The 21,411-nt window shown below is 71.1% G+C and carries 16 protein-coding genes and 1 other RNA gene; 16 read left to right on the forward strand and 1 reads right to left on the reverse strand.

Annotated elements, in window-relative coordinates; translation table 11 throughout:
• Nucleotides 1-40: 40 nt before the first annotated feature.
• From ACWCPF_RS02795 to ACWCPF_RS02865, 15 genes are all read left to right on the forward strand, one after another.
• Nucleotides 41-1,231, forward strand: coding sequence for a S41 family peptidase (locus ACWCPF_RS02795; protein WP_451043165.1), 1,191 nt, complete (start codon nt 41-43; stop codon nt 1,229-1,231).
• 75 nt (nt 1,232-1,306) lie between these two features.
• A complete protein-coding gene (smpB, locus tag ACWCPF_RS02800; RefSeq protein WP_451043166.1) occupies nt 1,307-1,855 on the forward strand; it encodes an SsrA-binding protein SmpB in 549 nt (182 codons plus the stop codon).
• Nucleotides 1,856-1,964: 109 nt separating this feature from the next.
• Nucleotides 1,965-2,352: a transfer-messenger RNA gene (gene ssrA / locus ACWCPF_RS02805) on the forward strand.
• An 820-nt stretch (nt 2,353-3,172) separates the two neighbouring features.
• Nucleotides 3,173-3,850, forward strand: coding sequence for a hypothetical protein (locus ACWCPF_RS02810; RefSeq protein ID WP_451043167.1), 678 nt, complete (start codon nt 3,173-3,175; stop codon nt 3,848-3,850).
• A 605-nt stretch (nt 3,851-4,455) separates the two neighbouring features.
• The gene (locus ACWCPF_RS02815) at nt 4,456-6,588 is read left to right on the forward strand and encodes a bifunctional polysaccharide deacetylase/glycosyltransferase family 2 protein (protein ID WP_451043168.1); all 2,133 of its coding nucleotides are present in this window, start codon (nt 4,456-4,458) and stop codon (nt 6,586-6,588) included.
• Nucleotides 6,585-7,865 carry an acyltransferase family protein gene (locus ACWCPF_RS02820; protein WP_451043169.1) on the forward strand — a complete coding sequence of 427 codons (1,281 nt, stop codon included), beginning with the start codon at nt 6,585-6,587 and terminating at the stop codon, nt 7,863-7,865. Before ACWCPF_RS02815 ends, ACWCPF_RS02820 begins: the two co-directional genes overlap by 4 nt.
• Nucleotides 7,866-8,068: 203 nt before the next feature.
• Nucleotides 8,069-8,983, forward strand: a complete 915-nt coding sequence (locus ACWCPF_RS02825; protein ID WP_451043170.1) for a hypothetical protein — start codon at nt 8,069-8,071, stop codon at nt 8,981-8,983.
• A gap of 162 nt (nt 8,984-9,145) precedes the next feature.
• A complete protein-coding gene (locus ACWCPF_RS02830; RefSeq protein WP_451043171.1) occupies nt 9,146-10,549 on the forward strand; it encodes a nitrate/nitrite transporter in 1,404 nt (467 codons plus the stop codon).
• A gap of 101 nt (nt 10,550-10,650) precedes the next feature.
• On the forward strand, nt 10,651-11,826 hold the full coding sequence (locus ACWCPF_RS02835; protein ID WP_451043172.1) for a uroporphyrinogen-III synthase: 1,176 nt from the start codon (nt 10,651-10,653) through the stop codon (nt 11,824-11,826).
• Between the two features lie 175 nt (nt 11,827-12,001).
• A complete protein-coding gene (locus tag ACWCPF_RS02840) occupies nt 12,002-12,580 on the forward strand; it encodes a CGNR zinc finger domain-containing protein (protein ID WP_451043173.1) in 579 nt (192 codons plus the stop codon).
• Nucleotides 12,581-12,898: 318 nt separating this feature from the next.
• Complete coding sequence (locus tag ACWCPF_RS02845; protein WP_010039908.1) at nt 12,899-13,420, forward strand: sigma-70 family RNA polymerase sigma factor; 522 nt, start codon at nt 12,899-12,901, stop codon at nt 13,418-13,420.
• 50 nt (nt 13,421-13,470) lie between these two features.
• On the forward strand, nt 13,471-14,253 hold the full coding sequence (locus ACWCPF_RS02850; RefSeq protein WP_451043174.1) for an anti-sigma factor family protein: 783 nt from the start codon (nt 13,471-13,473) through the stop codon (nt 14,251-14,253).
• Nucleotides 14,254-14,322: 69 nt separating this feature from the next.
• Nucleotides 14,323-16,716, forward strand: coding sequence for a HelD family protein (locus tag ACWCPF_RS02855; protein WP_451043175.1), 2,394 nt, complete (start codon nt 14,323-14,325; stop codon nt 16,714-16,716).
• Between the two features lie 309 nt (nt 16,717-17,025).
• Nucleotides 17,026-18,444, forward strand: coding sequence for a malic enzyme-like NAD(P)-binding protein (locus ACWCPF_RS02860; RefSeq protein WP_451043176.1), 1,419 nt, complete (start codon nt 17,026-17,028; stop codon nt 18,442-18,444).
• 312 nt (nt 18,445-18,756) lie between these two features.
• Nucleotides 18,757-19,038, forward strand: coding sequence for an HU family DNA-binding protein (locus ACWCPF_RS02865; protein WP_004000874.1), 282 nt, complete (start codon nt 18,757-18,759; stop codon nt 19,036-19,038).
• Nucleotides 19,039-19,173: 135 nt separating this feature from the next.
• Here the strand turns inward: ACWCPF_RS02865 and murA are convergent, their stop codons facing one another.
• A complete protein-coding gene (murA, locus tag ACWCPF_RS02870) occupies nt 19,174-20,520 on the reverse strand; it encodes a UDP-N-acetylglucosamine 1-carboxyvinyltransferase (RefSeq protein WP_451043177.1) in 1,347 nt (448 codons plus the stop codon).
• 294 nt (nt 20,521-20,814) lie between these two features.
• On the opposite strand from murA, the gene ACWCPF_RS02875 reads away from it, so the two are divergent.
• Nucleotides 20,815-21,387 carry a YqgE/AlgH family protein gene (locus tag ACWCPF_RS02875; protein WP_451043178.1) on the forward strand — a complete coding sequence of 191 codons (573 nt, stop codon included), beginning with the start codon at nt 20,815-20,817 and terminating at the stop codon, nt 21,385-21,387.
• Nucleotides 21,388-21,411: the final 24 nt, after the last annotated feature.

Consider the following 21,411-nt stretch of genomic DNA (forward strand, 5'->3'; position numbering starts at 1 on the left):
CCGACCGTGCGGCCCTTCGCGTTCCCCTAGACTCACCGCCATGTCAGGCCGCGACCTGTTCTGTCAGCCCCGCCGTTTCGGCCGCGGGGCCGCCCTGACATTGGTGTTCGCGAGCGTGCTCGTCGCCGGTGCCGCGACCGGAGCCCTGCCCAGGGAGCCGGGTGACGGGCGCGTCGGCGCCTCGGACGCCGCTCCCGCCCCCGCGCCCACCGGTCACTCCGAGGACGTCACCCGGGCCGCCGAGGAGGCCGCGGCGAGCGGCAAGTCCCCGATGGAGGCCGCCGAGCGCGCCGTCAGCCGCAGCGGGGACCGCTGGGCCGCCGTCTACTCCGAGGGCGAGTACCAGGAGTTCGAGGACTCCCTGGACGGCCGCTACACCGGCGTCGGCCTGGAGGCGCGCAGTGAGCGGGACGGCCGGATCGAGGTGACCAAGGTGCAGTCGGGATCGCCCGCGGCCGCCGCCGGGATCCGTTCCGGCGACCGGCTGCGCACGGTCGACGGCCGCAGCGTCGACGGCCTCCCGGTCACCGACGTCGTCTCCTTACTGCGCGGTGACGGCGCAGGCGAGGACGCCTCCGCCGGCACCACGGTCCGGCTCGGCCTGGAGCGCGGCACGCACGCGTGGACCGAGACCATGCGCCGGGCCCTGCTCTCCACGGACTCCGTCACCGCCCGCAGCCGCGCCGACGGCATCACCGTCATCACCGTCGCCGCCTTCACCAAGGGCGTCGGCGACAGCGTGCGCACCGCCGTCCGGCAGGCGCCGGTCGGCGCCGGGATCGTCCTGGACCTGCGCGGCAACTCCGGCGGACTGGTCACCGAGGCCGTCGCGGCCGCCTCCGCCTTCCTCGACGGCGGTCTCGTGGCCACCTACGACGTCGAGGGCGAACAGCACGCCCTGCACGCCGAGGCCGGCGGCGACACCGCCAGACCCCTGGTCGCGCTCGTCGACGGCGGCACGATGAGCGCGGCCGAGCTGCTCACCGGGGCCCTCCAGGACCGCGGCCGCGCGGTCGTCGTCGGCTCGCGCACCTTCGGCAAGGGCTCGGTCCAGATGCCGAGCCGGCTGCCCGACGGCTCCGTCGCCGAACTGACCGTCGGGCACTACCGCACCCCCTCCGGCCACAGCGTCGACGGCCGGGGCATCACGCCCGACCTGGAGGCCGACGAGGGAGCGCTGGAGCGCGCCGAGACCGTACTGGGCGGACTCGGGGACGCGTCGGCCCGGTAAATCCGGTCCCGCGGGCCGTCGGCTCCCTAATCGGCTTTCCCTCCGGGCCCCTCCAGGTGCGAAAATGGCGGGACTATGAGCAAGGGAATGTACGTACCGAAGGAGTCCCAGCCGAAGCAGGGCGGGGCGGCCGCCACGGCCAAGGCCAAGGACGGCAAGCGCAAGATCGTCGCGCAGAACAAGAAGGCCCGGCACGACTACGCGATCATCGACGTCTACGAGGCGGGCCTCGTGCTCACCGGCACCGAGGTGAAGTCGCTGCGCCAGGGCCGCGCCTCGCTGACCGACGGCTTCGTCCAGATCGAGGGGAACGAGGCGTGGCTGCACGCCGCGCACATCCCCGAGTACAGCCAGGGCAGCTGGACCAACCACTCGGCGCGCCGCAAGCGCAAGCTGCTGCTGCACCGCGAGGAGATCGACAAGCTGGCGGTGAAGTCGGAGGAGACGGGCCACACCATCGTGCCCCTCGCCCTGTACTTCAAGGACGGCCGGGCGAAGGCCGAGATCGCGCTGGCGCGCGGCAAGAAGGAGTACGACAAGCGGCAGACCCTGCGCGAGCAGCAGGACCGCCGGGAGACGGACCGGGTGATCGCGGCGGCCAAGCGCAGGCAGCGGCACGCCTAGCCGTCCACGCGCGCGTGGCCGCGGGGAATACGGTGGCATCGTCGGTCGTCGGTCACGTACGATGGGCATCAGCACCGGGCGACCGGTGTGCGCATTGAAAAATCAACATGGGGATGATCGGTTTCGACAGCGGCTGTCGAAGCAGGGGAAGCGTGTCGAGGAAGCGGCAATGATCTCGTAAACCATATGTCGCAAAAAATAATCGCCAATACCAAGAGCGATTCCCAGTCCTACGCCCTCGCTGCCTAATAAGCAGTGAGTGTAGGGCCCTTAATGGGTGTCAGCCCGGAAGTGTTCCCGATCCGGATCCTGGCATAATCTAGGGGACTAAACCTTGATCCCGGTCACGGGGTGAAGAGGGAAATCAAACAGTGACTGGGCCCGTCGGCGACTTGTTCGCGTGATCACCGGGGCCGAGAAAATCACAGCGAACTGCACACGGAGAAGCCCTGATTCTGCACCGTTGGACGCGGGTTCGATTCCCGCCATCTCCACTCATCCCATGTGACAGAGAACCCCGTCCCTTTCGAGGGACGGGGTTCTCTGCCGTTCCGGGCCCTGTGTGACCGTCCAAACAGCAGTTGCGCCGGCACGTCGAGCGGACCCGGGCCTCGGGACCCGGCTCACCGGTCCGTTGCGTGCGCCAGCGGGGTGTGCGTCAACGGGGCGTGCGGGAATTCACCCGAGCTGAAGGTTTTATTCAATCGCGGACAAATATGGGCAATTCCTCGCTCGTGTCGGTGGAATTTCCGGCCATGCCTGAGGCCGCGTTCCGCGCCCCTCCGGGCTCGCCGGCCAGGCCCTCCCGTGTCACTGGTGTGGCGAAAGGTGCCTGTCTCCCCGCTCCTCGGCGCTGCGTCAAGGGACTGTTTTCGGACATGGGCATGAACATGACTTCTGTCCATATATGACACATCGCGAACACAGGGCCCATGCCTGCGCTAGATTCGTCGACCTGAGCACAATGGGGTAAATGGGGCACGGGAACTGGGTGGGGGCCCGGTTCCCGCGACGTGTGCTCGGGGTCGTAGGTGCACCCAGAACAGTTCCGTGGGGGGAAGAGCGCACGTGAAGAATTGGCGAGAAGACGCCCAACCGGAGTGGCCGGAGGCGGCACCGCCGACCAGGGATATCCCGGTCGTGGGAGCAGGATCCCGGCAGTACCGATCATTGCTGGACGTACTGCCGCAAAGCGGTTCATCCGGGACCTCGAACGCCTCGAACAGCCTTTCCGAAAACGAACGGTCGAGCGATCTCCGGGATCCCTGGGGCGAAGAGCCCGGCGGTGCCGAGGCCAAGGCCAACGATCCGGGCGAGGTGACCGTCCAGCTCGACCCGCTGAAGAAGGGGCGGGCCGACGGTCCGGACGCCGCCTCCGACGTCCCGGTGTTCGTCGACGAGTCGGGCCGCCGCGGCCGGACGTTCCGCCGCATCGGCATCCTCGTGGGCACCGCGTGCGGGGCCTACGCCGTCGTCATCGTGGCCACGCTGCTGTCCGGCAACGCCGTCGCGCCCTGGCTGCCGGTACCGGTGCCGGGCAAGGCCGACGACAAGCCGGCGGCCGGCAAGGTGGACGACTCGGAGACGCCCGAGGACTCCGCGACCTCGCGACCCGGGGCGCCGGGCGGGGTGCTTCCGGGCGGCGCGGGGATCACCGCGTCCACGCCGGGCGCGGTGCCGGGCAAGCCGGGGGTGAGCGCGGCGCCGGGTGCGTCGGGGAGCGCGGCTCCGTCGGGCGGGCCGTCCGGCGCGACCCCGCCCTCGGCGAGCGGCAGCGCCCGGCCCAGCGCCGGGCCGACGGCCTCGGCGCCTTCGACGCCGCGCCCGAGCACGCCGGTCGTACCGCCGCCGGCGTCCTCGCCGCCGCCCGCGCCCTCGTCGCCCGCCGCTTCGCCGTCGGCCGACTCCTCGCCGTCCCCGGCCGGAGGAGCCTCCAACACGGTCGCCGACGGCCCGCCGGAACCGGCCCCGGCCGCCTCGAGCCCGGCGGCCTGAACCGGCCCTCGCACGCGGGTCGCCGACGGCGGCGCCCGGCATACCGGCCCCTGAGGGGGCCGGGCCCGCGTCGGCCGACGGGTCGATGCCGGCGGTCCGGTGGTCCGGCGGTCGGTGCCGGGCCGACCGCCCGCCCGCCGCGGCCGACCGCCCACTTTCCCGAGACGACCGCGACCGGATCCGCTCCGGCCCGTTGGCTCTGTGCCGGTCGGCTCTGCGCCCGTTCGCGCAGTGCCCTTTCACCGCGCGCTCTTCACTCCACGATCTGCACTCCACTCTCTGCAGCCTCGCTCTTCACTCCACGCAGCCCGAACTCGCGGCGTGGGTCCCTTTCGTCCGTCCTCGTCCCCGGAGAACCACCTCTCATGGCACCACGTACCAGCCGACGTTCGGCCCGACGGTCCGCAGTCGGGCAGCCCGCGCACTCGCCGTCTTCCTCGTCGTCGGGAAGCTCATCGGGAAGCTCATCGGGAGGTGAGCCGGCCGGCGCAGGGCCCGGCCACGGGCGGCGGTCCGGCCGGCGACAGGGGCGGGGCCGGGCCCCGGGGCACGCCGCCGGCGGTCCCGGGCACGGGTCGGCGCCGCCTCCTGAACGCCGTCGGTCGATGCCGCTGCGGCTGCGGCATCTGCTGCCGATGGTCGTGCTGCTCGCGATGATGGCGATGCTGATGCTGCGCGGCTACGTGCACAGCGAGATCCTCGCCGACCACCGCGTCCGCCCCGAGGCCGCCGCCGAGAAGGTGCCGGAGCTGATCCGCGAGGGCGGGCCGGTCGTCGACACCCGCGGCGGACGGCAGACCAGCCTGGACGTGCCCGACGGCCGGATCGTGCTCACCTTCGACGACGGGCCCGACCCCAAGTGGACCCCCGTGGTCCTCGACGTCCTCAAGAAGCACGACGCGCACGCCGTCTTCTTCATCACCGGCACCATGGCCTCCCGCTACCCGGACCTGGTCCGGCGGATGGTGGACGAGGGCCACGAGATCGGGCTGCACACCTTCAACCACCCCGACCTCTCCTACCAGTCGAACAAGCGCATCGACTGGGAGCTCACCCAGAACCAGCTGGCCCTGGAGGGCGCGGCGGGCATCCGCACCTCCCTCTTCCGGCCGCCCTACTCCTCCAGCACGGACGCCCTCGACGACGAGACCTGGCCGGTCACCGAGTTCGTCGGCAGCCGCGGCTACCTCACCGTCTTCACCACCGCCGACAGCGAGGACTGGCGCCGGCCGGGCGTGCGGGAGATCATCCGCAACTCCACTCCGGCGGACGGCAAGGGCGCGATCGTCCTGATGCACGACTCCGGCGGCGACCGGTCCCAGACCGTCCGGGCGCTCGACGCCTACCTGCCCGAACTCCAGCGGAAGGGCTACGAGTTCGAGAACCTCACCGAGGCCCTGAACGCGCCGAGCGCGCACACCCCGGTCGGCGGACTCGACCTGTGGAAGGGCAAGGCCTGGGTCTTCCTGGTCGCGGCCTCCGACGACATCACCGCCGTCCTGGTCGTCGGCCTCGCCGTGATCGGCGTCCTCGTCTTCGCCCGCTTCGGCCTGATGCTGCTGCTCTCCGCGCTGCACACCCGCCGCACCCGCCGCAAAGGCTTCGTCTGGGGTCCCGACGCGCCGGTCACCGAACCGGCGTCGGTGCTGGTCCCGGCCTACAACGAGGCCAAGTGCATCGAGAACACCGTGCGTTCGCTGATGAAGAGCGAGCACCCGATCGAGATCCTCGTCATCGACGACGGCTCCAGCGACGGCACCGCCCGGATCGTCGAGGACCTCGCCCTGCCCGGCGTGCGCGTCGTCCGGCAGCTCAACGCGGGCAAGCCCGCCGCCCTCAACCGGGGCATCGCCAACGCCCGGCACGACCTCATCGTGATGATGGACGGCGACACGGTCTTCGAGCCCTCCACGGTCGGCGAACTCGTCCAGCCCTTCGCCGACCCGCAGGTCGGGGCCGTCGCCGGCAATGCCAAGGTCGGCAACAAGGACACCCTCATCGGCGCATGGCAGCACATCGAGTACGTGATGGGCTTCAACCTGGACCGCCGGATGTACGACGTCCTGCGCTGCATGCCGACCATCCCCGGCGCGGTGGGGGCCTTTCGCCGCTCCGCGCTGGACCGGGTCGGCGGCATGAGCGACGACACCCTCGCCGAGGACACCGACATCACCATGGCCATCCACCGCGACGGCTGGCACGTCGTGTACGCGGAGAAGGCGCGGGCCTGGACCGAGGCGCCCGAGTCCGTCCAGCAGCTGTGGTCCCAGCGCTACCGCTGGTGCTACGGCACCATGCAGGCGATCTGGAAGCACCGCCGGGCGCTGATCGAGAGCGGTCCCTCCGGGCGCTTCGGCCGCGTCGGGCTGCCCCTCGTCTCCCTCTTCATGGTCGTCGCGCCGCTGCTCGCCCCGCTCATCGACCTCTTCCTCGTCTACGGCCTGCTGTTCGGCCCGACCGGCAAGACGATCGCGGCCTGGTTCGGCGTCCTCGCCGTCCAGGCGGGCTGCGCGGCCTACGCCTTCGTCCTGGACCGCGAACGCCTCACCCCGCTGATCTCGCTCCCGCTCCAGCAACTCCTCTACCGGCAGTTGATGTACATGGTGCTGCTCCAGTCCTGGATCACCGCGCTGACCGGCGGCCGGCTGCGCTGGCAGAAGCTCCGCCGCAAGGGGCAGGTGGCCGCGCCGCCGGGCGCACCGGCAGCGGCGAGCGCGGACGGAGGCACGGCCCGATGAGCACCCAGAGCACCGAGCCGACGGAATCCACCCAGCCGACAGAATCCACCCAGCCATCGCAAGCGAACGAGCCGACGGAATCGACCGCCGCCCTCGACCTCTCCGGTCTCGAGAAGGAGGCCAAGAAGAGCGGGGGGCGGGACCGCTACTTCGATCTGCTCCGGGCCGTCGCCCTCTTCCGCGTCGTCTTCTACCACCTGATGGGCTGGGCCTGGCTCCCCGTCGTCTTCCCCTCCATGGGCGTGATGTTCGCGCTCGCCGGCAACCTCATGGCCCGCTCGCTGGCCAGGCGCCCCGCGCTGGAGGTCGCCCGCGGGCGGCTGCGCCGGCTGCTGCCCCCGCTGTGGCTGCTGGGCGCCGTCGGCCTCACCGGCATGCTGGCCGGGGGCTGGGGACCGGACGGCGACGAGGACTCCACCTGGTGGTGGCTCCAGCTGGCCTTCTGGATCGTGCCGCTGGGCGACCCGCCCTACGGCGACACCGTGCCCGGCGTGCACGGGCTGATCGGCGACGACTGGGCCGCCGACATGGGCGTCCCGCTCTGGTACCTGCGCGCCTACCTCTGGTTCGTCCTGCTCTCCCCGCTGCTGCTGCGCGCCCTGCGCCGGCTGCCCTGGCCGACGATCCTCGCGCCGATCGCGCTGTCCGCCGCCCTGGAGTTCGGCGCGCTGTCGGTGCCGGGCTGGCGGCTGGAGGCCGGCGTCGTCGACTTCGGCGCGTTCGGCGCGTGCTGGCTGCTGGGCATGGCGCACCAGGAGGGCATCCTGCGCCGGCTGCCCCGCTACGTCGTCCCGTCGCTGGCCCCGGCGGTCGCCGGGACCGGCCTCTGGTACGCGCTGAGCCAGAACCTGCGCGAGGGCCACGACCTGGACGACATGCCGTTCGCCCAGTCCCTGTGGTCCTTCGCGGCGGTCCTGCTGCTGCTGCACATCAGCCCGTCCTGGACCGAGTGGCCCGTCCGGCTGCGCCGCTGGGACCGGCTGATCACCCTGCTCAACTCCCGTGCCGTGACGATCTACCTGTGGCACAGCGTGTGCATCGGGGTGGTGTCGGCCCTGTGGGACCACCTGTGGAACATCGCGTGGCTGGAAGCGAACGCCGGCTGGCTCCTGGAGAGCCCGTGGGCGCAACTGCCCGCGATCTGGCTGCTCACGGCGGCCTGTGTCGTCTGCTTCGGCTGGGTGGAGGACCTGGCGGCCCGCCGCAAGCCCCGGCTGTGGCCGGACGGACGAGCGACGAAGTCGCCGCACCGAGCCCGGAGCGCACGAAGCGCCTGAAGCGTCTGGATCTCCCGACGTGCCCGAAGCTCCTGACCTGCCCGAAGCGCCTTGACCTGCCTGCGGCGATGCCCGTAAAGGGCAGGTCAAGGCGGGTCGGACGTCGATTCCCGGCGCCCGGGGCGTGTGGAAGACTGCCTCGCGTTGCGTAAGTGAACAGCGGTCCGGCCGACGGGCGACGGGCGACGGGGGAGTGAGTGCCGGTGAGCAAGCGGCAGATACAGAAGATGCTTCGGCTGATGGCGGGAGGCGAGCCCGTCGAGCTCACCAGCGCCATGGCCTCGGTGAAGAAGCTGGCCCGACTGGCCTTCGTGGCCCAGCAGTTCGGGTACGAGTACGCGGACGTACGGCAGGGCGGCGGACGCAGCACCGCGCTGGTGATGCTGATCCTCCCGGACCCGAGCCCGCAGGCACGCGCGCGTGCCGCGCAGAACTGGGCGCAGTATCCGAACGCCTCCGACGGCGTCTCCCTGCCGCCCCTCGTGCCGGACGCCTTCGAGCTGCTCAAGGCCCGCATCAACTTCGACCTCACCGGCAAGAACGCCGAGAAGAGGATGGGGTACGGCGCGCTGGGCGCCACCGCCGGCTGCGCGATCATCGGCATCCGGCTGGGCGCCAGTGGACCGGACTTCGCCGTCGCCGCCGTCATCTGGGCCGTACTCATGGGCGTCCTCGGCATCGGCCTCGTCGTCACCCGGCGCCGCAACGCCAAGTTCGCCGCCCGTCTCCAGGCCGCCGGGTTCTTCCCGATGACGGACGAGACGGGCCGGCTGCGGTATCTGCCGCCGGGCGCGCACCCCTATGGCGGCGGTCTCCCGGGGCAGGCCGCGGGCCCGTACGGACCCTACGGCGCCGCCCCAGTCACCCCTGCCGCGCCCGCCGCGCCCACGGGCGGTCCCGGCGGCTACGGGCACCCGCACCCCCAGCCCCACCAGTCACACCAGCCCCACCAGCCCGGACCGTACGGCCAGCCCGGGCCGTACGCTCAGCCCCAGCCGTATCCCCAGCAGTACCCTCAACCCCAGGCTCAGCCGTACCCTCAGCCGTACCCGCAGCAGCCCCCGGCCCAGTACCCGCCGCAGCAGCCCAACCCCTACGGCCAGGCCCCCCAGCGCTGAGCTCTCCCCGAAACCTCTCACCGGGCGCCCACGCAAGGTGAGAGCAACGTTCCTTTCCGGTCACCCACAGCCACAGCCCGGAAACGCGCCCTCCCTACCTTCGGGACTCATCACCGCTCATCCCCCCGAACCACCCGAGCCCCGGAGCACCGTGGAGGCGTCATGACAGCCCCGAGTACAGCCCCCGCACCAGCGTCGTCCCCGTCGTCCCCGAAGAAGGGGAGCCGCTGGATCGAGGAGTGGGACCCGGAGAACGAGGCCTTCTGGAACGAGAAGGGCGAGAACGTCGCCCGTCGTAACCTCGTGTTCTCCGTCCTCTCCGAGCACATCGGATTCTCGATCTGGACCATGTGGTCCGTGCTGGTGCTCTTCATGGGCCCGGAGTACGGCCTCACCCCGGCCGACAAGTTCCTGCTGACGTCGATGGTGACGCTGGTCGGAGCGGTCGTCCGGGTGCCGTACACCTTCGCCGTCGCGGTCTTCGGCGGCCGGAACTGGACGATCGTCTCGGCCGGTCTGCTGCTGATCCCCACGATCGCCGCGTTCACGGTGATGGAGCCGGGGACGTCCTTCAGCACGTTCCTGCTGGTCGGCCTGCTCGCGGGCATCGGCGGCGGCAACTTCGCCTCCTCCATGACCAACATCAACGCCTTCTTCCCCCTCCGTAAGAAGGGCTGGGCGCTCGGTCTGAACGCGGGCGGCGGCAACATCGGTGTGCCGGTCCTGCAGCTCGCCGGCCTGGCCGTCATCGGCGCGAGCGGCGGTCCGCGCGTGCTCCTCGGGATCTACATCCCGCTGATCGTGATCGCCGCGACCCTCGCCGCGCTGTACATGGACAACCTGGCGTCCGTGAAGAACGACACCGGCGCGGCGATCGACTCCGCGAAGGACGCCCACACCTGGATCATGTCCTTCCTCTACATCGGCACGTTCGGGTCGTTCATCGGCTACAGCTTCGCCTTCGGCCAGGTCCTGACGAACCAGTTCGGCCGGACGCCCCTCCAGGCGGCCTACCTGACCTTCATCGGCCCGCTGCTCGGCTCGCTGATCCGCCCCGTCGGCGGCTGGCTGGCCGACCGCTACGGCGGCGCCCGCATCACGCTCTACAACTACGTCGGCATGGCCGCCGCCACCGCGGTCCTGGTCTTCGCCAGCATGCAGAAGTCGCTGCCGCTGTTCGTCTCCGTCTTCGTGGTGCTGTTCGTGCTCACCGGCCTCGGCAACGGGTCGACGTACAAGATGATCCCCGGCATCTTCCAGGCGAAGGCCGTCGCCAAGGGGCTTCAGGGCGAGGAGGCGGCCGCCTACGGCCGGCGGCTCTCCGGGGCCTCCATGGGACTCATCGGGGCGGTCGGCGCGCTGGGCGGCGTCGGCATCAACCTGGCCTTCCGGCAGTCCTTCCTCTCCTACGGCTCCGGCACCGGCGCGTTCGTCGCCTTCCTCGCCTTCTACGCGGCCTGCTTCGTGGTCACCTGGGCCGTATACCTTCGCCGCCCGGCGGGCCGGGTGACGGCATCGAGTTCGTCCTCCGAGGCGAAGCCGCAGCTCAGCTATGCCGAGGTGTGACGTAACACTGGCGACATGAAGCCGAACCGAGCCTGTCACGGACCGTTGACAGGCTCGTCGGCATGTAGGTGTTGATGCGAATCGAGCGCGGAACGAGAGCTATGTACGAGGAACAGCGACCACCGGCCGTCAGCCCTCAGGGCGTCGTCGAACACGGACCCCTCGCGGGCTTCACCGTGGGCGTGACGGCCGCGCGCCGGGCCGAGGAACTCGGCGTGCTGCTCCAGCGGCGCGGGGCGGCGGTGCTGCACGCGCCCGCCCTGCGGATCGTGCCGCTCGCGGACGACGGCGAGCTGCTCGCCGCCACCAAGGACCTCATCGACCAGGCGCCGGACGTCGTCGTCGCCACCACCGCCATCGGCTTCCGCGGCTGGGTCGAGGCCGCCGACGGCTGGGGGCTCGGCGAACAGCTGCTCGCCCGCCTCGGCGGCGTCGAGCTCCTCGCCCGCGGCCCCAAGGTCAAGGGCGCGGTGCGGGCCGCCGGGCTGACCGAGGAGTGGTCGCCGTCCAGCGAGTCCATGGCCGAGGTGCTCGACCGGCTCCTGGAGGAGGGCGTCGACGGGCGCCGGGTCGCCGTCCAGCTGCACGGCGAGCCGCTGCCGGGGTTCGTGGAGTCGCTCAGGGCCGCCGGCGCGGAGGTCGTCGGGGTGCCCGTCTACCGGTGGATGCCGCCGGAGGACATCGCGCCGCTCGACCGGCTCCTCGACGCCGCCGTCACCCGCGGACTGGACGCGATCACCTTCACCAGCGCGCCCGCCGCCGCCTCGCTGCTGTCACGGGCGGAGGAGCGCGGGCTGCTCTCCGAGCTGCTCACCGCCCTGCACCACGACGTCCTGCCTGCTTGCGTCGGCCCGGTCACCGCGCTGCCGCTGCAGGCGGCGGGCGTGGACACCGTCCAGCCGGAGCGGTTCCGGCTCGGGCCGCTCGTGCAGTTGCTGTGCAAGGAACTGCCGGGGCGGGCCCGGGCGCTGCCGGTCGCCGGGCACCGGGTGGAGATCCGGGGGCACGCGGTGCTGGTGGACGACTGTCTGAAACCGGTGCCGCCGGCGGGGATGTCGTTGCTGCGGGCGCTGTCGCGGCGGCCGGGGTGGGTGGTGCCGCGGTCCGATCTGCTGCGGGCGCTGCCCGGGGCCGGGCGGGACGAGCATGCCGTCGAGACGGCGATGGCCCGGCTGCGGACGGCGCTCGGCGCGCCGAAGCTGATCCAGACGGTGGTGAAGCGGGGGTATCGGCTGGCGTTGGATCCGGCGGCCGACGCGAAGTACTCCGACGGTTAGGCGGGTTGTCGCGCTCGCCGTCGCTTGGCGTGCCGTCTCTGGGGGCTCTGCCCCCAGACCCCCGTTCGGCCTGAACGGCCTCGTCCTCAATCGCCGGACGGGCTATGAAACGTCATCCTGCGCTGGCACTGTGAAGGGGACTGTTCTCCCCGGACTACGCCTGAGGCGGTGGCGGATGGAGTTCCACGAGCTGCGGTTCGATGCCGGGCGGAGTTGTCTCGATCTGCTGGCGACCAGTCATCCCCATGAACACCTGGACGCCGTCGCGCCGTTGTGCGCCTGGATCCGGGGGTCCGGGCTGGTGCCGGCGGACACCCCGCTCGGTCACGCCGACGGGGCGTGGCCGGTGGCGTTCCGGGAACTGCGGCGCAATGTCGGACAGTTGGTGCACGGGTGGGTCGCGCACCACGCCGTCGGGCCCTACGACCTCGCGCTGGCCCGGGTCAACGATCTCGCCCGGGTCGCGCCCCCGATCCCCCGTGCCGTGCGCGGCGAAGACGGGGTGCTCGTGCGGGCGTTGGACCATCCGCCCGGGTGCGCCGCCTTGCTCGCGGCCGTCGCGCGGGACACTGTGGAGCTGCTCACGGATCCCGTCGCCCGCGCGGATCTGAGGCAGTGCGCGGGGGACAACTGCCCGATCGTGTACCTCGACACCTCCCGCGGGCGGCGTCGGCGCTGGTGCTCCAGTGAGGTCTGCGGGAACCGGGAAAGGGTGGCTCGGCACCGGCGGCGGGCGGCGCTCGCATCCAGGTGATGGGGCGTTATGTCCCTTCTGTGGAGCGGGCGTTAAAGTGATTTCGGTTACACCTCGTTTACTCGTGTCGCTTGCCGGGCAGCCGCCGCGATCTCGCTCCCGTGGTGGAAATGTAAAGAAAACGAGGGGGGAATGTGCCCGCATGTCCCTCTCGTCATGACACCCGGAAGAAAAGTCTCCCCACGATGTGAACACCCGACACTCCACTTCCGTACCCGTTGTCGAGCGACCGACTGGGGGAACCCCCGGACACCGGAGGTGGGCGTGCGCAAGGATGCGGCCGTGGCCAATGAACGTGGATCGAGGGCCCGACATCGCATGTCCCAGCCCTCGGAACCTGACGAGGAGCTGATGCGTGCTCTGTATCGGGAGCATGCCGGACCCCTGCTTGCGTATGTCCTGCGCCTGGTTGCCGGAGATCGGCAGCGTGCCGAGGACGTCGTGCAGGAGACGCTCATCCGTGCCTGGAAGAACGCCGGTCAGCTCAATCGAGCGACCGGATCGGTACGCCCCTGGCTGGTGACGGTCGCACGCCGCATCGTCATCGACGGCCACCGCAGCCGGCAGGCCCGGCCGCAGGAGGTCGACCCGTCGCCGCTGGAGGTCATTCCTGCGGAGGACGAGATCGACAAGGCGCTGTGGCTGATGACGCTGTCCGATGCGCTCGACGACCTGACCCCGGCCCACCGGGAGGTGCTCGTCGAGACGTACTTCAAGGGGCGTACCGTCAACGAGGCGGCCGAGACGCTGGGCATACCCAGCGGCACCGTGCGCTCACGGGTGTTCTATGCCCTGCGGTCGATGAAGCTGGCTCTGGAGGAGCGGGGGGTGACGGCGTGATGAGCGTGTACGGGGGATTCGGAGCAGGTGGTTCGGGTATGTCTGGCCCCATGCAGGGATCAGTGGGATCGCCGAGCCCGAGCGAACACGAGACCGTCGGCGCCTACGCCCTCGGCATCCTCGACGACGCCGAGGCGACCGCCTTCGAGATGCACCTCGCGGGCTGCGAGTGGTGTGCTCAGCAACTCGACGAGCTCGCCGGCATGGAGCCCATGCTGGCCGCCCTCGCGGACCTGCCGGGCGCCGGCACGCCCGCGATCGGCGAGTCCCTGTCGGCCCGTCCCAGCCCGCGCCTCGCGGAACGGCTGGTCGACGAGGTGTCCGACCGCCGCGCGCAGAAACGTCGCCGCTCCTTCTTCCTGGTCGCGGCCGCGGCCGCGCTGATCATCGGCGGCCCGCTCACCGTCCTTGCGGCGACCGGCGGCGACAACGGCACCAAGGGCACCGAGGCGAGCGCCACCAAGTCGGCCAACTCCGCCAAGGACATCTTCGCGACCCTCACCGACCGGGTCTCCTCGACCGACTCCGCCAGCAAGGTCACCGCGACCGTCGGCATGGGCGAGAAGCTGTGGGGCACGGAGATCGGCGTCGAACTGAAGAACGTGACCGGTCCGGAGAAGTGCTCCCTCATCGCCGTCGGCAAGAACGGCGAGCGCGAGACGGTCTCCTCCTGGTCCGTCCCGGAGTGGGGCTACGGCATCGCCGACGCCAAGACCGAGCAGGCAAAGAACCCGCTCTACGTCGTCGGCGGGGCCGCTTTCAGCACCGATGAGATCGATCACTTCGAGGTCATGACCTTCGACGGCAAGAAGCTCGTCGAGATCAAGGCGTAGCGTACGTAGCTTTGCCGGGTCCCCTTCGCGTACGGTTGACGGCTGCCCAGCACGTCAGAAGGGGGCCCGGTGGCCGTACAGGCTCAGCAGGAAACCGCGGTCGGCGCCGCGTCCGACTCGGTCCGAGAGCGCGAGATCAGCGTCGAACAGGAACATCTGGACCGGGTGTACCGGCGTCTCGAGGAGAAGATCCACGAGGCTGAGTTCCTCATGAACGACGCGGCCAAGCGTGGCCAGGTCGGCACACCCGGCGCGCTCGCCGAGCGGGACGCGCAGGTCTTCCGCGCGGGAGTCCACCTCAACCGGCTCAACAACGAGTTCGAGGACTTCCTGTTCGGGCGGATCGACCTCCTCCTCGGGAAGGACGGCAAGAAGGGCCCGGACGGCGCCTACACCGCCGTGGAGCCCGCGGAGGGGACCGTCCGGCCCGACAACAGCGCCGACATCGCCGAAAGCCTCCACATCGGCCGCATCGGAGTCCTCGACTCCGAGTACGCCCCGCTCGTCATCGACTGGCGGGCGCCCGCAGCCGCGCCCTTCTACCGCTCCACCCCGGTCGACCCGGGGCGCGTGGTGCGCCGCCGGGTGATCCGCTCCAAGGGGCGGCGCGTCCTCGGCGTCGAGGACGACCTGATGCGCCCCGAGCTGACGGCCCTGCTCGACGGCGAGGAACTGGCCGTCATCGGCGACGGCGCCCTCATGGCCGCCCTCGGCCAGGCCCGCAGCCACACCATGCGCGACATCGTCGCCTCCATCCAGGCCGAGCAGGACCTGGTCATCCGGGCCCCCGCCGCCTCCGTCACCTACGTCGAGGGCGGCCCGGGCACCGGGAAGACCGCCGTCGCGCTGCACCGGGCCGCCTACCTGCTCTACCAGGACCGGCGCCGGTACGCGGGCGGCATCCTGATCGTCTCGCCCACACCCCTGCTGGTCGCCTACACCGAGGGCGTGCTGCCCTCCCTCGGCGAGGAGGGCCAGGTCGCCATCCGCGCCATCGGCTCCCTCGTCGACGGCGCCGAGGCCACCCTGTACGACGCCCCGGCGGTGGCCCGGGCCAAGGGCTCGTACCGGATGCTGAAGGTGCTGCGGAAGGCCGCGCGCGGCGCTCTGGAGTCCGGCGGCAGCGGCAGCGGCAGCAGTGGCAGGGGCGCCGGTCAGGGGCAGCTGTCCTTCGGCGACGGCGACGGCGACGCCGACCAGCCCGCCGCCCCCGCCGGGACGCCCACCCGGCTGCGGGTCGTCGCCTTCGGCCGCCGGCTGGAGCTGGAGGCCGCCGACCTGGACCGCGTCCGGCAGAGCGCCCTCAGCGGCACCGCCCCCGTCAACCTGCTGCGCCCCCGCGCCCGCAAGCTCCTCCTGGACGCCCTGTGGGAGCGCTCGGGCGCGGCGGGCCGGCACACCGACGCCGAGCTGGCCGCCGAGCTGCGCTCGTCCTTCGACGAGGACGTGACCAGTGAGGACGCGTTCATCGGCTTCCTCGACGCCTGGTGGCCCGAGCTGACCCCGCAGGCCGTCCTCGCCGCCATGGCCGACGAGCGGCGGCTCGGCCGCTGGGCCCGGCGGATCCTCAACCCCGGCGAGGTCCGCCGGGTCGCCCGCTCCCTCAAGCGGGACGGCCGCTCCGTGCACGACATCGCCATGCTCGACGAGCTCCAGGCGATCCTCGGCACCCCGGCCCGCCCGCGCAAACGGCGCGAGCTGGACCCGCTGGACCAGCTCACCGGCCTGGAGGAGCTGATGCCGGTGCGCGAGGAGACCCAGCGCGAGCGCGCCGAGCGGCTCGCCCAGGAGCGCGTCGAGTACGCGCACGTCATCGTGGACGAGGCCCAGGACCTCACGCCGATGCAGTGGCGGATGGTCGGCCGCCGCGGCCGGCACGCCACCTGGACGGTGGTCGGCGACCCGGCCCAGTCCTCCTGGTCCGACCCCGACGAGGCGGCCGAGGCCCGTGACGAGGCCCTCGGCAGCCGCCCCCGCCGCCGCTTCGAGCTGACCGTGAACTACCGCAACCCGGCCGAGATCGCCGAGCTGGCCGCCAAGGTGCTGGCGTTGGCCATGCCCGGCGCGAAGTCCCCGTCCGCGGTCCGCTCCACGGGCGTCGTCCCCCGCTTCACCGCCCTGCAGGGCACCCTGGGCGCGACCGTCCGCGCGGAGGCCGAACGGCTGCTGCAGCGGGTCGACGGCACCATCGGCGTCGTCGTCGCCATGAACCGGCGCGAGGAGGCCCGGCGCTGGCTCACCGGCCTCGGCGACCGCGTGGTGGCCCTCGGCAGCCTGGAGGCCAAGGGCCTGGAGTACGACGCGACGGTCGTCGTCTCCCCGGCGGAGATCGCCGACGAGTCCCCGGCCGGGTTGCGGGTGCTGTACGTCGCCCTGACCCGGGCCACGCAGCAGCTGACGGTGGTCTCGGCGGACCGCGACGACCCGGACGCGAACGGAGTGCCCGACCTCCTCAGAGACTGATTCCTGTGAACTCCCCGGACGGGAATGGTGTTCGGGCATCCGTTTGTTAGCCTGGTCGTGACACCGGCTCGATCCAAGCCCCCGGGCCCAACCTTCGTCGCTACGAGCGACCACTTGCCGCGAGGCGAGCATGGCGGGTCGGTGTCATGAACGTCGGAGAGGCCCACATCACGTTGTGATGTGGGCCTCTCCTATTTGAAGTCATTGAGAACAAAACGATCGCAATTCGGGGCGGCTTTCGCCTACTCGTCGGTAGGTGCGACGATCGGACGGCAAACCCGCGACCCAGCAGTGCAGAGGAAGTCGGCCATGGCAACGGCGCCCAGCGTCTCCTACTCGATCACGGTCCGTCTGGAGGTGCCCGCCAGCGGAACGGCGGTCTCCCAGATCACCACGGCCGTGGAGTCCCACGGAGGCTCGGTGACCGGCCTCGACGTCACCGCGTCCGGCCACGAGAAGCTCCGCATCGACGTGACCATCGCCGCCACCTCCACCGCCCACGCCGACGAGATCGTCGGGCAGCTGCGCCGCATCGAGGGCGTCACCCTCGGCAAGGTCTCCGACCGTACGTTCCTGATGCACCTCGGCGGCAAGATCGAGATGCAGTCCAAGCACCCCATCCGCAACCGTGACGACCTCTCGATGATCTACACCCCGGGTGTGGCCCGGGTCTGCATGGCGATCGCCGAGAACCCCGAGGACGCCCGCCGCCTCACCATCAAGCGCAACTCCGTTGCGGTCGTGACGGACGGCTCGGCCGTGCTGGGCCTCGGCAACATCGGCCCGAAGGCCGCGCTGCCCGTCATGGAGGGCAAGGCGGCCCTCTTCAAGCGGTTCGCCGGCATCGACGCCTGGCCGCTGTGCCTGGACACCCAGGACACCGACGCGATCGTCGAGATCGTCAAGGCCATCGCCCCCGGCTTCGCGGGCATCAACCTCGAGGACATCTCCGCCCCCCGCTGCTTCGAGATCGAGGCCCGGCTGCGCGAGGCCCTCGACATCCCGGTCTTCCACGACGATCAGCACGGCACCGCGATCGTGGTCCTCGCCTCCCTCACGAACGCCCTGCGTGTCGTGGGCAAGGGCATAGGGGACGTCCGGGTCGTCATGTCCGGCGCCGGGGCGGCCGGCACGGCCATCCTCAAGCTGCTGCTCGCGGCCGGCGTGAAGAACGCGGTCGTCGCCGACATCCACGGCGTCGTCCACGCGGACCGCGCCGACCTCGTCGACGCCGCCCAGGACTCGGCGCTGCGCTGGATCGCCGACAACACCAACCCCGAGGGCCTCACCGGCACCCTGAAGGAGGCCGTGCGCGGCGCCGACGTCTTCATCGGCGTCTCCGCCCCGAACGTGCTCGACGGCGCCGACGTGGCGGGTATGGCCGAGGACGCGATCGTGTTCGCGCTCGCGAACCCGGACCCCGAGGTGGACCCGACGATCGCCCGCCAGACGGCCGCCGTCGTGGCCACCGGCCGCTCCGACTTCCCCAACCAGATCAACAACGTGCTGGTCTTCCCGGGTGTCTTCCGCGGCCTGCTGGACGCGCAGTCCCGCACGGTCAACACCGAGATGATGCTCGCGGCCGCGAAGGCCCTCTCGGAGGTCGTGAGCGACGACGAGCTGAACCCGAACTACATCATCCCGAGCGTCTTCAACGACAAGGTCGCGGGCGCGGTGGCGGGTGCGGTGCGGGACGCCGCGAAGGCGGCGGGCGCGTCGGCGTCGTAGGCTCTGTCGCGGAGTGTGCGGGGGCTGTGCGCCTTGTGAGGATCGCCACGGCGGCCCCCGCAACGGCGCGTCGCGGAACCTCGCGCAGATCGCCGCGCTTTAGGGTTGCGCGGAGCTAAGCATCCCTCGTGTGGCACACGTGTGACACACATGGGTTGTCTCACGCCTCCGTGCGGGTGCCGGATTGGCTTTCCCGCCGCAGGTAGGGGCAGGATGCGTCTCTGGGCGCGAGCACAACGACTTCGCTGTGCCCCACATGCGGCTCCGCCGCGTGGCACGCCTCAACGGCAAGAAGAACACGGGAGTAACAACATGAACCGCAGTGAGCTGGTGGCCGCGCTGGCCGACCGCGCCGAGGTGACCCGCAAGGACGCCGACGCAGTGCTGGCCGCGTTCGCCGAGGTCGTCGGCGACATCGTCTCCAAGGGCGACGAGAAGGTCACCATCCCCGGCTTCCTGACCTTCGAGCGCACCCACCGTGCCGCTCGCACCGCGCGCAACCCGCAGACCGGCGACCCGATCCAGATCCCGGCCGGCTACAGCGTGAAGGTCTCCGCGGGCTCGAAGCTCAAGGAAGCGGCCAAGGGCAAGTAAGCGCTCCGCTGAGAGCGTCGTGGTCAACGACGAGGGGGCGGCACCCGGACTTCCGGGTGCCGCCCCCTCGTCGTTGCTGTCAAGGATGGCCTCAAACGCCGGCCGGGTTGTTTTGGCGGCCGGTGTTGATGAGTCCTAGCCGAGGGGCTTGCCCGGGAGTTCTACCTTTGCGCCCAGTTCCACGAGCTTTTCCATGAAGTTCTCGTAGCCGCGGTTGATGAGGTCGATGCCGTGGACGCGGGAGGTGCCCTGGGCCGCGAGGGCGGCGATCAGGTACGAGAAGCCGCCGCGCAGGTCGGGGATGACCAGGTCGGCGCCCTGGAGCTTCGTGGGGCCCGACACGACCGCGGAGTGCAGGAAGTTGCGCTGTCCGAAGCGGCAGTCGGAGCTGCCGAGGCACTCGCGGTAGAGCTGGATGTGCGCGCCCATCTGGTTCAGCGCCGACGTGAAGCCCAGCCGGGACTCGTAGACCGTCTCGTGGACGATCGACAGGCCCGTGGCCTGCGTGAGGGCGACGACCAGCGGCTGCTGCCAGTCCGTCTGGAAACCGGGGTGCACATCGGTTTCGAGGGCGATGGACTTCAACTGGCCGCCCGGGTGCCAGAAGCGGATGCCCTCGTCGTCGATCTCGAACGCGCCGCCCACCTTGCGGTAGGTGTTCAGGAACGTCATCATCGAGCGCTGCTGGGCGCCGCGGACGTAGATGTTGCCTTCCGTCGCCAGCGCCGCGCTCGCCCAGGAGGCGGCCTCCAGCCGGTCCGCCAGGGCCGCGTGGTTGTAACCGCCGAGCTTGTCCACGCCGGTGACGCGGATCGTGCGGTCGGTGTCCATCGCGATGATGGCGCCCATCTTCTGCAGCACGCAGATGAGGTCCTCGATCTCCGGCTCCACGGCCGCGTTCGAGAGCTCGGTGACGCCCTCCGCCAGGACGGCCGTCAGCAGCACCTGCTCGGTCGCGCCGACGGACGGGTACGGCAGCCGGATCTTCGTGCCGCGCAGCCGCCGCGGCGCCTCCAGGTACTGGCCGTCCGCCCGCTTCTCGATCGTCGCGCCGAACTGCCGCAGCACCTCGAAGTGGAAGTCGATGGGCCGGCCGCCGATGTCGCAGCCGCCGAGGCCGGGGATGAAGGCGTGGCCGAGACGGTGCAGCAGCGGACCGCAGAGCAGGATCGGGATCCGGCTCGAGCCCGCGTGGGCGTCGATGTCGGCGACGTTGGCGCTCTCGACGTAGGTCGGGTCGAGCACCAGCTCCCCCGGCTCCTCGCCCGGACGGACCGTCACCCCGTGCAGTTGCAGCAGGCCGCGTACGACCCGCACGTCTCGGATGTCCGGAACGTTGCGCAGCCGGCTCGGCTCACTGCCCAGCAGGGCGGCGACCATGGCCTTGGGTACGAGGTTCTTCGCACCGCGGACACGGATCTCGCCCTCGAGCGGGGTTCCGCCGTGGACCAGCAGTACGTCGTCAGAGCCGTTGACGGTCATGTATCTCGCGTTCCATGGATGGTGGAGTGGGTCGGGGCAAGGGCCATCGGGTAGGTGCAGGGGCCAGAGGAGACAGAGTAATCGCCGTCGACCCCTGTCCCGTAAGCCCGAGGACCACCCAGCGAGGTCATAGCTGTGTCACAACACGGACGGTTTCCCGGCGGGCACAGGGGGTCACCGCCGCGGCTGTTTCCGTTCGTGCGCCCGGACCGCATCCGTGCGCTCGACCTGCCCCCGCTCCCCGAGCCCCGATTGCCTCCCCCATTCACGGGAAGATGCGGGATCATGTCTGGCATGACCGAGGTGTCCTCGCTCACAGGGCGGCTGCTCGTGGCAACGCCCGCCCTGGCGGACCCGAACTTCGACCGTGCGGTGGTGCTCCTTCTCGACCACGACGAGGAGGGCTCCCTAGGTGTCGTCCTCAACCGGCCCACCCCGGTGGGCGTGAGCGACATCCTGGAGGGCTGGGCGGACCTCACCGGCGAGCCCGGCGTCGTCTTCCAGGGCGGCCCGGTGTCCCTCGACTCCGCCCTCGGGGTCGCCGTCATCCCGGGCGACACGAGCCTCGACGGCGCCCCGCTCGGCTGGCGCCGGGTGCACGGCGCCATCGGCCTCGTCGACCTGGAGGCCCCGCCGGAACTCCTCGCCGCGGCCCTCGGCTCCCTGCGGATCTTCGCCGGGTACGCCGGCTGGGGTCCCGGCCAGCTGGAGGACGAGCTGGTGGAGGGCGCCTGGTACGTCGTGGAGTCCGAGCCCGGCGACGTCTCCTCGCCGTCCCCCGAGAGACTCTGGCGCGAGGTGCTGCGCCGCCAGCGCAGCGAACTGGCGATGGTGGCGACCTATCCGGACGACGCCTCGCTCAACTGACGCACGTGTGATGCGCGTGAGCTT

The sequence above is a fragment of the Streptomyces sp. NPDC001858 genome (genome assembly GCF_053594615.1).